The organism is Streptococcus sp. CCH5-D3, assembly GCF_001556435.1.
Taxonomy (GTDB): Bacteria; Bacillota; Bacilli; order Lactobacillales; family Streptococcaceae; genus Streptococcus.
In genome coordinates this window covers 1-13,586 of sequence record NZ_LSIW01000092.1, presented here as the reverse complement: position 1 = coordinate 13,586, position 13,586 = coordinate 1, and the positions used below count along the sequence as shown (strand labels likewise).

General features: G+C 38.1%; 12 protein-coding genes. 8 read left to right on the top strand and 4 right to left on the bottom strand.

Annotation, left to right across the window (positions count from 1 at the left end):
• Positions 1-76: 76 nt before the first annotated feature.
• The gene (gene ilvD / locus AX662_RS05960; RefSeq protein ID WP_014632703.1) at positions 77-1,795 is read left to right on the top strand and encodes a dihydroxy-acid dehydratase; all 1,719 of its coding nucleotides are present in this window, start codon (positions 77-79) and stop codon (positions 1,793-1,795) included.
• 156 nt (positions 1,796-1,951) lie between these two features.
• Here the strand turns inward: ilvD and AX662_RS05955 are convergent, their stop codons facing one another.
• Complete coding sequence (locus AX662_RS05955) at positions 1,952-2,311, bottom strand: metal-sulfur cluster assembly factor (RefSeq protein ID WP_037598415.1); 360 nt, start codon at positions 2,309-2,311, stop codon at positions 1,952-1,954.
• Between the two features lie 503 nt (positions 2,312-2,814).
• On the opposite strand from AX662_RS05955, the gene AX662_RS05950 reads away from it, so the two are divergent.
• The 3 genes from AX662_RS05950 to AX662_RS05940 all read left to right on the top strand — a co-directional run bounded on the left by AX662_RS05950 (position 2,815) and on the right by AX662_RS05940 (position 4,894).
• Positions 2,815-3,351 carry a DUF536 domain-containing protein gene (locus AX662_RS05950; RefSeq protein WP_002884601.1) on the top strand — a complete coding sequence of 179 codons (537 nt, stop codon included), beginning with the start codon at positions 2,815-2,817 and terminating at the stop codon, positions 3,349-3,351.
• 49 nt (positions 3,352-3,400) lie between these two features.
• Complete coding sequence (locus AX662_RS05945; RefSeq protein ID WP_060971901.1) at positions 3,401-3,991, top strand: 3'-5' exonuclease; 591 nt, start codon at positions 3,401-3,403, stop codon at positions 3,989-3,991.
• Between the two features lie 174 nt (positions 3,992-4,165).
• Entirely contained in the window at positions 4,166-4,894 is a 729-nt protein-coding gene (locus AX662_RS05940; protein ID WP_060971900.1) for a MerR family transcriptional regulator, read from the top strand.
• Between the two features lie 52 nt (positions 4,895-4,946).
• On the opposite strand, the gene AX662_RS05935 is transcribed toward AX662_RS05940, so the two are convergent.
• Positions 4,947-7,589: an FtsX-like permease family protein gene (locus AX662_RS05935; RefSeq protein ID WP_060971899.1), complete on the bottom strand. Its 2,643-nt coding sequence runs from the start codon at positions 7,587-7,589 to the stop codon at positions 4,947-4,949.
• Between the two features lie 14 nt (positions 7,590-7,603).
• Positions 7,604-8,305, bottom strand: coding sequence for an ABC transporter ATP-binding protein (locus AX662_RS05930; protein WP_002884692.1), 702 nt, complete (start codon positions 8,303-8,305; stop codon positions 7,604-7,606).
• A gap of 1,104 nt (positions 8,306-9,409) precedes the next feature.
• Here AX662_RS05930 and AX662_RS05925 point away from each other — a divergent pair.
• Positions 9,410-10,027, top strand: coding sequence for a hypothetical protein (locus tag AX662_RS05925; protein WP_060971898.1), 618 nt, complete (start codon positions 9,410-9,412; stop codon positions 10,025-10,027).
• 118 nt (positions 10,028-10,145) lie between these two features.
• Here the strand turns inward: AX662_RS05925 and AX662_RS05920 are convergent, their stop codons facing one another.
• On the bottom strand, positions 10,146-10,445 hold the full coding sequence (locus AX662_RS05920; RefSeq protein ID WP_060971897.1) for a YbaB/EbfC family nucleoid-associated protein: 300 nt from the start codon (positions 10,443-10,445) through the stop codon (positions 10,146-10,148).
• A gap of 311 nt (positions 10,446-10,756) precedes the next feature.
• Between AX662_RS05920 and AX662_RS05915 the strand changes: the two genes are divergently transcribed.
• The 3 genes from AX662_RS05915 (at position 10,757) to AX662_RS05905 (ending at position 13,459) form a co-directional block, all read left to right on the top strand.
• A complete protein-coding gene (locus tag AX662_RS05915) occupies positions 10,757-11,266 on the top strand; it encodes a hypothetical protein (protein ID WP_060971924.1) in 510 nt (169 codons plus the stop codon).
• A 366-nt stretch (positions 11,267-11,632) separates the two neighbouring features.
• On the top strand, positions 11,633-12,517 hold the full coding sequence (locus AX662_RS05910; RefSeq protein ID WP_060971896.1) for a hypothetical protein: 885 nt from the start codon (positions 11,633-11,635) through the stop codon (positions 12,515-12,517).
• A 258-nt stretch (positions 12,518-12,775) separates the two neighbouring features.
• Positions 12,776-13,459 carry an FxLYD domain-containing protein gene (locus AX662_RS05905; protein ID WP_229040623.1) on the top strand — a complete coding sequence of 228 codons (684 nt, stop codon included), beginning with the start codon at positions 12,776-12,778 and terminating at the stop codon, positions 13,457-13,459.
• The last annotated feature ends 127 nt before the right edge of the window (positions 13,460-13,586 follow it).

Here is a 13,586-nt window from a genome sequence, read left to right as displayed (position 1 = left end):
TTGGTAAATGGTCAGTTTTTTTAGACAATTTATGTTAGAATAGGAGTAGAAGTTTAAATTAGAATAGTTATTAACTATGGAGGAAAATATCGTGTCTGAAAATAACATGAAACACCGTTCATCTGTCTACGATAGCATGGTTAAATCACCTAACCGTGCCATGCTTCGTGCGACTGGGATGACGGATGATAGTTTTGAAAAGCCTATTGTTGGGGTTATCTCAACTTGGGCTGAGAACACACCATGTAATATCCACTTGCACGGTTTTGGTCAAATTGCCAAAGAGGGTGTTAAAGACGCGGGTGCTTGGCCGGTTCAATTTGGTACGATTACCGTTGCCGATGGTATTGCCATGGGGACACCAGGGATGCGTTTCTCATTGACATCTCGTGATATCATTGCTGACTCAATCGAAGCAGCTATGGGTGGTCACAACGTCGATGCCTTTGTTGCAATCGGTGGTTGTGATAAGAACATGCCTGGTTCTATGATTGCCATTGCTAACATGGATATTCCAGCGATTTTTGCCTATGGTGGTACCATTGCACCAGGTAATCTTAACGGTAAGGATATCGACTTGGTTTCTGTTTTCGAAGGTATCGGTAAATGGAACCACGGTGATATGACCGCTGAAGAGGTTAAAGAACTTGAATGTAATGCCTGCCCTGGCCCTGGTGGTTGTGGTGGTATGTATACTGCCAACACAATGGCGACAGCCATCGAAGTAATGGGGATGAGTCTTCCAGGATCATCATCTCACCCTGCAGAATCAGCTGAGAAAAAAGCAGATATCGAAGAAGCAGGTCGTGCAGTTGTTAAGATGCTTGAACTAGGTCTTAAACCATCAGATATCTTGACACGTGAAGCCTTTGAAGATGCCATCACTGTCACAATGGCACTTGGTGGTTCAACCAATGCGACACTTCACTTGCTCGCTATTGCTCACGCTGCTAATGTTGATTTGACACTTGAAGATTTCAACGATTTCCAAGAGCGTGTACCTCACTTGGCTGACTTGAAACCTTCAGGTCAATATGTCTTCCAAGACCTTTACAACGTCGGTGGTGTGCCAGCCGTTATGAAATACCTTCTTAAGAATGGTTTCCTTCACGGTGATCGTATCACATGTACTGGTAAGACTGTTGCAGAAAACTTGGAGGCCTTCGATGATTTGACACCAGGTCAAAAAGTCATCATGCCGCTTGAAAATCCTAAACGTGCTGATGGTCCATTGATTATCTTGAAAGGTAACTTGGCTCCAGAAGGTGCGGTTGCCAAAGTATCAGGGGTTAAAGTTCGTAACATTACTGGTCCTGCTAAAGTATTTGACTCAGAAGAAGATGCCATCGAAGCCGTTCTTTCTGATGAAATCGTTGATGGCGACGTAGTTGTTGTACGTTTTGTAGGTCCTAAGGGTGGTCCTGGTATGCCAGAAATGTTGTCATTGTCATCAATGATTGTTGGTAAGGGGCAAGGGGACAAGGTTGCCCTCTTGACAGACGGACGTTTCTCAGGCGGTACTTACGGACTCGTTGTTGGTCACATTGCTCCTGAAGCTCAGGTTGGTGGACCTATTGCCTACCTCCGTACAGGTGATATGGTTACAGTTGACCAAGATACCAAAGAAATTACTATGCACGTTTCAGACGAAGAGTTGGCGAAACGTAAAGCGGAAACTGAGTTGCCACCACTTTATAGCCGTGGTGTCCTCGGTAAATACGCTCACATCGTTTCTTCAGCGTCACGTGGTGCCGTTACCGACTTCTGGAATATGGATAAATCAGGTAAAGCCTAATGAAATGATATCAACAAAATCACACCGGACATTTGTTCGATGTGATTTTTTGATATTAATTTCTAAGACAGTTGTTGGCAGTGTGATGACAAGTAATGGTTTGTCTGTTGTTACTCTAGTAAAAAACCGGTTGGAAATGTCCAACCGGTTTTCCTTTTATTTTCCGCCTCGAGGTGAGATACCAAGAGCGATACGTCCATAACGACTGATGCGTGTCATCTTCCAGACCGGTGAATAAGTGGTTTCCACCTTGACAGAGTTAATACCGTCAATGGATTTTAGCTTTTCAGCGATTTCATAAGGCATAGTCTCTTCACAGCCACAACCAGTATCAGTAAAGGTCATAAGGAAGTAGCAGTGGCCATTTTCATCGACAGTGATTTCATAAATCAAACCAAGGTTGTAAATGTCTAGCTCAATCTCAGGGTCGAATACAGTGGTCATTTGTTCGACGATTGGCTCTAAGAAGGGCTGGGCCAAATCATTGACCTTAATATCATCACGGAAGTTTTTCATAGGACTCATTCTTTCTATTTTGCTTTTGTTTATTATGGCATAATTTAGGGCTTTTTTCAATCTCGGATGGCAATATGAGGCTTTAGTAAGCGAGTAAAGTAACAATAAAAAAACTCCAACAGTCAAACCGTTGAAGATAATGTGATTGATGCTTCAATATCAAGTCGTTTTGCAACCAAGGTTGCTCGAATACCATCAAAAATTGGAGCAAGAATGAAAATCCCAAACCTTGTGGAATTGTTCCCACCATTCCTAGATATAACAGATCTGATACCGACCAAAGCCAATTTGGAAGTACCGATTGTTTAAGTCAAAGACTTTCCTTCTATATACATTTATACCCACACATAGTTTACCAAAAGCTTAGCTTCCTATCAAGTAAATTGTTTGAAGAGTGAAAGGAAAAAAGTCCTTCAGATATCCAGAATAACTAGTCAAATTGACAGAAAGGAGTGATTGTGATATTCTCATAGTAAGACATTTCAAGAGAAAATGAGGCTATTATGAGTATTGAAAAGACAGTCAGCGAGATTGCTGAAATCCTTGGTGTTAGTCGTCAAGCAGTCAATAATCGTGTCAAACAACTTCCAGAAGAAGATCTAGAAAAAAATGCTAAAGGGGTTACTGTCGTTAAACGCAGTGGCTTAATTAAGTTGGAGGAAATTTACAAGAAAACCATCTTTGACGATGAGCCAATCGATGAAGAAACAAAACAACGTGAGTTGTTGGAGATTCTTGTAGACGAGAAAAACTCTGAGATTGCCCGTCTCTATGCTCAGTTGAAGGCTAAGGACGAACAGTTGTCTAACATGGATGACCAATTGCGTGTTAAAGACGTTCAAATCGCCGAAAAGGACAAGCAAATTGATCAACAGCAGCAATTGACCTTGACTGCTATGAAGGACAAGGAGGAGCTTAAACTGGAACTTGATGAGGCTAAGGTTGAGGTTGACGAAGCCAAGGCCCAAGTGGAAGAAATCCAGACCAAACAAGAAGAAGCTTCTAAAAAAGGTTTCTTTGGACGTCTATTTGGAAAATAAAAAAGAAGCTGGGACTCAGTCTCAGCTTTAACTATTGTAGGAGATTAAAATGGAAAATTTAGAAACTTATATTGCCTTTGATTTGGAGTTTAACACGGTGGATGGGGTTAGCCATATTATCCAAGTATCGGCCGTTAAGCTGAATCAGCATGAGGAAGTGGACCAGTTTAATTCTTTCGTCTATTCGGATGTTCCTTTGCAATCCTTTATCAATGGTTTGACTGGAATTACAGCGGATAAGATTGCCAAGGCACCAAAGCTAGAGTCTGTTCTGGCGGATTTTAAATCATTTGTTGGTGACACTCCACTTATTGGCTACAATGCTCTTAAATCAGATTTGCCTATTCTAGCTGAAAATGGTTTAGACTTGGAAGAGCAGTATGCTTTAGATGTTTTCGATGAGGCCTTTGCCCGTCGTGCTTCTGATTTGAACGGTATTGTTAACCTCAAGTTGACTAGTGTGGCAGATTTCTTTGGAATCAAGGGACACGGTCATAACAGCTTGGAGGATGCTCGTATGACCGCACAGATTTACGAGAAGTTTCTCGAATTAGATGAGAATGCCAAACTTTTGGAGCAACAGGAAGAAGTCAGTAACAATCCTTTTGCTGCCTTAGGTTTGGGTGGCCTTTTCGACTAGGGCTTTACAGAAGCTGTAAAGGCTGTAAAGAGTGATAGCTAACTTTTTCTGTAAGAAAAGAAAATCCTCTAGGGTTAGAGCTTGCATATTACCTTGCGTTATAAGGTAGAATCTAGGTATCAAGGGTGGCCAAGGTCCTCCTTTGATAGAAAATCTAAAAAGGAGGTGACTGAGATGTCGCAGTTTTCAACAGGAGAGTTGGCTAAGGCAGCAGAAGTGTCTGTTAGGACTGTCCAGTACTATGATCAACGAGGTATCTTGACGCCGTCTGAAGTCACAGAAGGTGGTCGGAGAATCTATCACGAATCAGACTTGGAACGCCTGCAAGTCATTTGTTTCTTAAGAGATTTGGACTTCTCAATCAAACAAATCAAGAAACTCTTGCAAGAGGAGAATAGGGAACAGGTTTTAGAGCTTTTGTTGACAGACCAAATCGAGAGTTTGGAAAAGTCTTCGAAGGAAATAGAGGTCAAACTAAAACGTGCCCGTCACTTGCAAAAAGAAACTGCTAAACGACATCAACTTTCGCTGGAAGATTTGTCAGACATTTCACGTCTTATGGAAAATCAAAAATCATGGCGTCATTTGCAGTTGAGAATATTTGGGAGCATCAGTCTAGCGAGTCTTCTTTATATCATAGCCCTACTGATAGTCATTTATTATTTTAAGGATCCTAGAGGTTTGTTTGTTGTCTGTCCTGCTTATATTATAGTAGTGAATTTAGTGATGTTTCACTATAGAAAGCAGTTTGAATACCTTTGTCCTAATTGTCATAGGACCTTTGATCCAAGTTTTAAAGAATTTGCCATTGCCGGACATACACCAAGGACTCGTAAGTTGACTTGTCCTCATTGTCATGTAAAGACCTACTGTTTGGAGTTAGCTAAGACTAAAACGAAATAAATTTATCGAATATAAAAAAACGCTTGAGAATTACTTCTCAGGCGTTTTTAGCTTATTCAACTGAACTTAGAGCTTCGAGCATATTAAGCTTGGCTAGGCGGTTATTAACAACGAAGCCAAGGATAATAAGAATGAAGCCGATAAGAACAGCTGGTAGAAGGTAGGTAGCCAAACCGATAGATGGATCAAACATGATACGATCTGGCGGAATGATGCTTACCATATATTGGTGGAGTGCTTGTCCAAGACCAAACCCTACGAAGATACCGATGATAGACAGGTAAATAGTTTCACGATAGATGTAGAGGGATACTTCATTATTGTAGAAACCAAGAACCTTAACGGTTGAAAGTTCGTGGATACGTTCTGAAACGTTGATGTTAGTTAGGTTATAGAGAACAACCACAGCAAGGAGAATGGAAACTGTAATCAAAATACCAATAACCTGTGTCAATGAATTGACCATAGTGCTGATTTGCAGTTTAAGGTTGTTGTTTTGAACAACACCGTAAACATTTGGCAAGTTGATGAATTTGGCTGCCATATTTTCAACATTTTGCTTAGTTGGTTCAGCGAGAGTAACAAGGTTGGCATTATTCACTGAAGGTGTCCCAAAAGCTTTTTGGTAGTAGCTAGCATTCATAAAGAGGAAATGCCCCATGTACATTTCAGTGATACCAGCTATCTTAATCTTGACAGATTCATCCTGACTGTTTTGCACAGTAATGGTATCTCCAACCTTGAGGTTTAGAAGTTTTGCCATTTTTTCAGAGATAATTGCTCCGTCATTAGATAGCTTGAGAGTCTTATTGCGGTCTCGGTCATGTAAGCTAACGTAACTGTCAATGAGCTTTTCGTCACGGTCGTTAAAGACAAGGGTTGAGATTTCTTGGGTGTCCTTATTGGTACCGACAATTTTTTGCAAGGTTTCAAAATGGACATTCAAGTATTCTTTGACGTCTTTGCTATCGAGGAGTTTAGTGAGTTCCTCATCCAGAGTACTTGACGCATTTGGTTGCTTGGCAACAATCATATCATAGTGAATGATGTCTTCAAACTGTTGCTGGTTAAGGTTAGATACAGAAGATCGAATTCCTAAACCTGCGAAGAGAAGTGCAATAGAACCTGCGACACCAAAGAGAGTCATAAACATCCGTTGCTTATAGCGGAAAATATTACGCATGGTAACTTTTTCCGTAAAGCTGAGACGTTTCCAAAGCGGTGTGATGCGCTCTAGGACAATCTTAGCTCCTGCTCGAGGTGGTTTTGGAAGAAGGAGTTGGGAAGGTTTTTCCCAGAGCTCTTTCTTGGCAACCACAAAGGCAGGTAGCATAGCAGATAAGAGACCTAAAAGGAAGGCCACAAGGGTAAGTCCTAAGTAGAAGTGCAATTCAAAAGCAGGAAGCTGCAAATCGCTCTTATAAGTGTTGTGAATTAGAATCGGAAGTAGTGTATGACCGGTAATAACACCTGCGGTTGTACCAGTAATACTCGTTATCAAACCATAAATGACGAATTTATGGATAATTCGCGAATTACTGTAGCCTAGGGCGTTGAAAATACCAGCCTTACCACGCTCTTCTTCAACAAAGCGTCCCATGGTTACAAAGGTAACCAAAGCTGCCATAAAGTAGAGAGCGACAGGGAAGATGTTACTCACATCGTGAATGATGTTAATATTACTTTCATAAGCAACATATCCCTCGGAACCCGGAATCTCTCGACGCGAGTAGAATTGATAGCTGGGCGCTGGTAAATTATCAACCATTGCTTGACTTTCTTCGAGTTCTTTTTGCTTGGCTTCAATCTTGGTAGTAGCTTCTTTGACACTAGCAGCTTCAGCAGCGTTGCTTGTAGCCATTTGCTGGGTCTGTGCGAGAGCTGTTTCAAGTTCTTGTTTAGCTTGAGTAATTTGAGCTTGAGACTGAGACTTGATCTCAGTTAGGCGTTTCTCAGGTTCATCTTTAAAGAGTTTCTTAAGTTCAGCTTTTCGTTCAGAAATCTTATTTGCGTATTCCTCACTAAAAGGACTAACATTTTCCAAATCCTTGTAGCGGATGCGGGCAATCATGTAATCATTAGAGGTGAAGTCCGTCTCTGGCACAATGGCGTAGCCATCTAGTTTCCCCGTACCAGCGCTGGCATTACCAAGACGGTTCCTAGAGAGAAGTTCAGAGGAATTAACAAAACCAGTAATGGTATATGTTTGTTCCTTTAACTGTTTTTGCCCTGAGCTATCTACTGGCTCAGAAAAGTTAATCTTATCTCCGACGCTATATTCCTCTTTATAAGTTGAGGAAAGAGCGATTTCCCCGTCCTTGGTAGGAAGTTTCCCCTCAATAAGGTCGTAAGTGGAGATGTTCTTAGGTTTAGAGAAGATACGAAATGCCGTATTCGTCCCCTTGACGACAGCATCTTTGAAATAACCATACTCGATGTCTACATTCTTCTTTTTAATTGTATTGAGAAGGTCCTGATCGGTTTGGTTGATACTGTAAGTACTGATTAAGCTCAAGTCAGCTGTTTGATGCGTCTTGAAGAAGTGTTCCCCAGTTTTCTTCATATTAGGAGAAGTTACTTTAAGACCAATCAAGGCAAAGGATCCCAGTGCCATAAGTAAGGCAATCGAGAGCATACGCCCTTTAGAAGCTACAAAGGTTCGCCAAACATCTTTCCAATAAGTTGTTTTTTTCATGACGTTGCTCCTTTCTAGTATTCCAAGTCCTCGATTTTTTGTGGATTAGGATTAAGTTCCACACTCTTAATCTTGGCATCGTGCATTCGAATGACACGATCGGCAATTGGAGCTAGAGAAGCATTATGGGTAACGATAATAACAGTTGTTCCCTGTTTGCGAGCCATTTCTTGAAGGAGGGTCAGGATTTGTTTCCCTGTTTGATAATCCAGAGCCCCTGTTGGTTCATCACAAAGAAGAATCTTTGGATTTTTGGCAACGGCGCGTGCAATAGCGACACGTTGTTGCTCCCCACCAGATAGTTGTGATGGGAAGTTGTCTAAGCGGTCTCCCAAACCGACTTCGACCAGTGTTTGAGTAGCATCTTTAGCGTTTGGAACGATTTCAGATGCTAGTTCGACGTTTTCCCTGGCCGTAAGGTTAGAAACTAAGTTGTAAAATTGGAACACAAAGCCAACGTCCTCACGACGATAGGTTGTAAGTTCTTTGGCTGTGTATTCAGAGATATCCTTACCATCAATAATGACGCGGCCTTCGTCATTGGTGTCCATACCACCTAAGATGTTAAGAACGGTTGATTTCCCAGCGCCAGAGGCACCAAGAATAACGACAAGCTCCCCTTTTTCGATATCAAAGCTTACGTCGTTGTTTGCGATAATTTCCAGATCACCGGTTTTATAGCGTTTATAGCTATGCTTCATTTGAATATAAGCCATGAATTTCCCTTTCATACGAAAATAATGATGCTGATAATTACCTATCTTTCCGTACTCTATTGTAACGGATTTTCCTTGGAATATCTAGGTTTTGAGGCAAAAAAAGGGTTAAAAGTGGAGAAGTTCTTCTTACATGTGACAGAAATGTGGACGAAGCGCTTACATATGAGAAAATACTATTTCAGATGAGCTTTGAGTGAGGTGAAGATTTGGTGAAATAGTTATAAAGTTAGGTTATTTTCAGTCTTTTACGGAGTGGATATACTATTTTTTTCAATTTCCATAATTATCGGAGAGTTTAGGTCGGTAAATACTTCATCATAGGGGTGCCAAAGGGGATCTAGTTTTCCGTCAAAGTTGATGATAGATAAAGAGTTTTTTCATAGTTTCTAGCAATGACGTATCCAGAATACGGACATTTTTTTTGAATTTGGAGGATACATTTTCTATATGGGGAAAGTTATTTATGAGGAAATAGAGGGCTTTTCGTAATGATTTTTTGTGTGTTAGTTATTTTTAAAGAAGTTGTAAACACCTTAAATATATATATCTAAATGAGAGATGTGCATCTTTAAGATTAGTTATTTATTATGGGGTATTCCATAAAGTTACCCTTAAATCCTTTTGTTGTGGCATTCTTTTGACTAATAGAGGAATTCTAGTTCCTAATCTTATTTTAGGATGTTGAGAATTCGACTTCCTGTCTCAAGAATTCTTTTTTATAATTACATTTAAAGTGTTTTGACAAAATTTTCTTATCCGATAAAATTTTTTTGGAGATAAGTCAGCAAAAGTGCTTTCTGAAGAATCTGTCTAAAAAACAACTATTATTTCCCTAAGTACTACTTAAAGAAATTACCATTTGCATAACGTAAAAAAGCTAATCTGATAATAGATTAGCATCAATTTTAAGACATGAAGTTGTCATTTATTTAAAATGCTTAAAAATTAAAGAAACGCTTGAAATCAAGGGGGTTGCATGCTAAGATTGTTATCTGGGTGAAGGGTTGGTCAAACAGCTCAACCAACCTTTTACCTCCTACAGCAGTAAATAGAACGCCTTGTTAGCCAGTTAGAGCTAACCAGATAAATAGTGAGGGATTTATGATTAAGAACAAAGATAATGGTTTTATCGGCAAAGCAATAATCAGCTTGATTGCTACTTTGGGGACTCTGACTTTATTCATGGGGACCACTGGGGTATTGGCTGATGTTAAAGAAGCTCCCAAAATTGATTTAGATGCCAATAAGACTAAGGTTCAAACCGTTAGTGATGAGGACTTGAAGAATCATGATGGGCAAGCTCAGGATACGAAGAAGCAAGAAACACCTGGACAAAAACAGCCAGAAACTGAAGAATCTAAGACTACAGATGAGGAAACTCCTGACTACATCGTTATCACCGAGGTAGTGGATTCGTCGGAGCATAAGCAGGACTCTAATCAAGTGGTTGATGGAGTATCTCAAACGCTTGACCCAGACTTGTTGAATGAGATTTTAGCTCAAACTAGCGAGGTTGGAGAATACCAGATTTATGTCAAGAATGATGATGAACTATTAATCTCAGGACCTGTACCTTCCCAAACAGCGAATGAGGATGTGAATTACCCTACTTTAGAAAGTTCATTGGATTCAGCGAGTATCTACTTAGGTCAAAAGAATCGCTATAAATTGGCAAACGAAGAAGACGCACAGTCAGGTCTTGCTTTGGTTGAAGAATAAAATTTTTATATGACTAACACAAAAAGACTTGGATTTCTTGTCCAAGTCTTTTGTATGTTATGACTGAGTTGCTAGATGAGTATATAGAAAAAGGAACCGCGAGATTCCTTTTCATTTTTTAGAATGGCAATTTACCTGCAAAGGCACCCATTGATTTTTTAGTCGCTTCGTCAATTTGTTCAAGAGCATTGTTAAGTGCTTGAACAGTCATATCTTGGAGTGTTTCCACATCATCAGGATCTACGACAGCATCATCGAAAGTGATGTTAACCACTTTTTTGTCACCAGTTAATTCAGCAACTACCAAGTCTTGGGCTGATTTTCCAGTGAAAGTTGTAGCAGCCAATTCAGCTTGACTTTTTTCCATTTGTTTCTGAAGCTTTTGAGCTTGCTTCATCATGTTTTGCATGTTCATCATAATATTTTCTAGATTCCTTTCATACCAAGGGTTTAGCCCCTGTTTCTTAAATTTTACTGCCCACTTCTACCCAGAAATAAGTAGTATAAAAATCTTAACTATTATACCATGTTTAGCTTGATTAACAAAGTGAGGAGAAGTATTGGAGGAATTTGTTAAGACTTGATTTTTTCTTGTTCATAAAAATGTTAGATCAGTTACAAAGCCACCAATCCTTAAATTATGAGACTTGTTAAAAATAGTGTACAATGGTTTGTTGTTAATCCAATCAAGAAATGGTTTGGTCGTAGAAAAGGAAAGAGAAGATGACAATGCAAAAAAGAAATATTTTAGGGATTTTTGTAGGACTAATTATAGGGCTGTATACAGTCTTGGGAATGGGCCTATTTACCTTTATTAATTTAAAATTTAACTCTGTTTATTATGCTCAGCATACCCCTCATAAGGAGGGGACAGATCCGGATGTCATTATGCTAATGGAGAATATGGGTTGGGCCTACACACCGGAAATAGAAGATATTAGCTATGATGATGATGGAATGTACGCTATAACTAGAAATAAAGGAACGAAAACGTCTATATTAGGTCTTTCAGGTGATACTCTATATTTTAGTTCGGCATCTGGTGATGACTATCTTTTAAATCGTAATTTTTCTGTCCAACATGCTTTTGATGAACATTATCACAAGATTAAGTATAATCAACGAAAAGTCCAAAAAGAAATTAGAGAGACTGTTCAACCTGTGATTGATGCTCAACCAAAACCATTAATCAATCTTCAATGGTTGTTTAATTTAATTTATCAAAGTAGGTTTAATTAGAGAATAAGATAGCATAGAAGCATTTTGTAAGATTGATTATGCTTGTGAGTCTATATAGTTACGCTAGTTAAAAGTATAAAAGAAAACGCTTTGCAGTTTGCAAAGTGTTTTTTTACGGTTAGAGGATAGGTGCTAATTCTTCCGAAATAAAAAAGTAGTAGGATTGAAAATTATAAGGATGTGGGACTAGGATGTTTTACTTAAATCATACTTTTGATAGTCAGTCCCTATTAATCTGGAGAAATTTCTCATTTGAAGAAGATGAGTGAAAAATGTCTATATATAGTATAATGATTTTAGAAGAGTTCGAGTTATGGAATGGGGGACCTTGAAAAATAAATTAATGTAGAGGGAGGCAACAGTGACATGAAGTCGAAAAGATATACAATTATTGGAATAGTTGCCATTGTGAGTTTAATTTTCTTTGTAGTAGTGACTTTTTGTGGAAAAGGGCATCAGTGGAGTAATAATGTCGTACAAGGATTTAAATCGCTTGGTCTTAAAGGTAATGTAAAAGTAATTGGGACATATAAAGAAATTGAAGCATTTCACGGTACTGTTGTTGAAGTGAATTATACTGAGAGATTTTCTGATGGATATTTTTTAGATGAGAATCTGAGAGCAGATATACGAGAATATAATGGTGAGCATATTTCAGATTTTTATCCTCCGTTATCTACAAAGATCGAAGCATTGCTCAATGACAAGGAAAAAGACTTGTTTGATACTGTTAAATTTAACGAGTTTAGCTTCTTATTAGATGTTTATAAAATGAGACCAGGTTTTCAACGAGAAGAAGATAAAATCAAAAAAGACGTTGCCAATAAAATTAATAAACTATTTGATAGACAAGTGACGTTTGATTATAGTTATAAATTTGAGCCAGTATCTAGAGAAAAAATCTACGCTACTATTCTTTCACAGGCTGTCAGGAATCGTGATAATGGAGACTTTGAAGCGGCTGGCTTTTATAATATTAGACCTAAAAATTTAATGAAGAATAAAGCAGTGAGTCTTCATTTGGATTGTATTTTTGCTTCTCTTGATCCTAACGCTAGCAAGTCATTTTCGAGAGAGCATATTGATTATTTTAAAACGAAACTCTTATCTTTGCCCAAAGGCTCATTTTTTGATGGAATATATGAAATACGAGGTAATTATTATAGTGAAGAAGGGGAAAGTATTGATGTAACTTGTATATTTGTTGTTGAAGACGGTGTTGGTCACTTTGAAGAAGATAAAATGAACTAAAAACAAAAAATACACCTAAATGAAATTTGGTATAAAAAAGTATCTATACTTGGGTTGTCACTTAAAAGGTATTTGCCATCGTGATGGTAATCAAGGGGTTAATATAATAAATAAAACGATAGAGATGGGGGATGGACTTTGTTAAAAAAACTACTAAGGGTATCCTTAATACCTTTATTACTAATACTTTTGTTAATATCTATATTTCAATCAATCCATAACAGGAATAAGACTTATGATAGTGAATTCATAACTTCATTGGCAACAGGATTAGATGAACGTTGGAAAGTTACTGCCCAAAAGGATGATGATGAACAGGAAATTGAAGACTATAAATCCTATATAGATTATGAACTAATTGAAATTGAACAGTATAAAAATAGGAAGTTTAAAAATCCTAAGTTAAAGAGATTAGCTAATAAATATATTAACGTTCAAAAGAATGAAAGAAAATCTATAGAAAATCAAGATTTAGTGGACAGTACTTTTGTAAGAGAATGGAATAAATACCAAAGGAAACGTTATGAATTGCTTCTAGATATTAACTCAATAGTCGGAATTCCTGTTCAAGATAAAAATAGCCTAGATAGTATATTGAAATCTGGTAAAGCTGTGAAAGAATTTAATAGAGTTTACGGAATATTAGTAGATACTTTTGATCCCAAAAACTTCGTAGTTGAAGAGGTCACAGGTGTATCGGGAAAAGAGAAGCGCTACATAGGGGATTTTGAAAATACTACAGGTCATTACATCAATTACATAGATATTAGCATTGATTTTTATGATGAAAATGATAAAGTTTATTCTGGTTTTCGGTTTAACACAAGATATGTATGGGAAAATGGAACTAAAAAAAGCTTCGAATTCTCGATTCCAGATTCAGATACGAGGTTCAAATATTTTAAGGTTAATTTGGGTGAAAAAAGTTTTAGGTTTGAGTAGATTTTCTATTTTATAGAAGGGTAGACAATAGTGTTTCAACTAAGTTCTAAAAATAGATAGTTATGTAAAAAAGAGGTATTTTTATACCTCTTTTTGTTCACTCTTCAATTATGCTGTCACTGTCCAT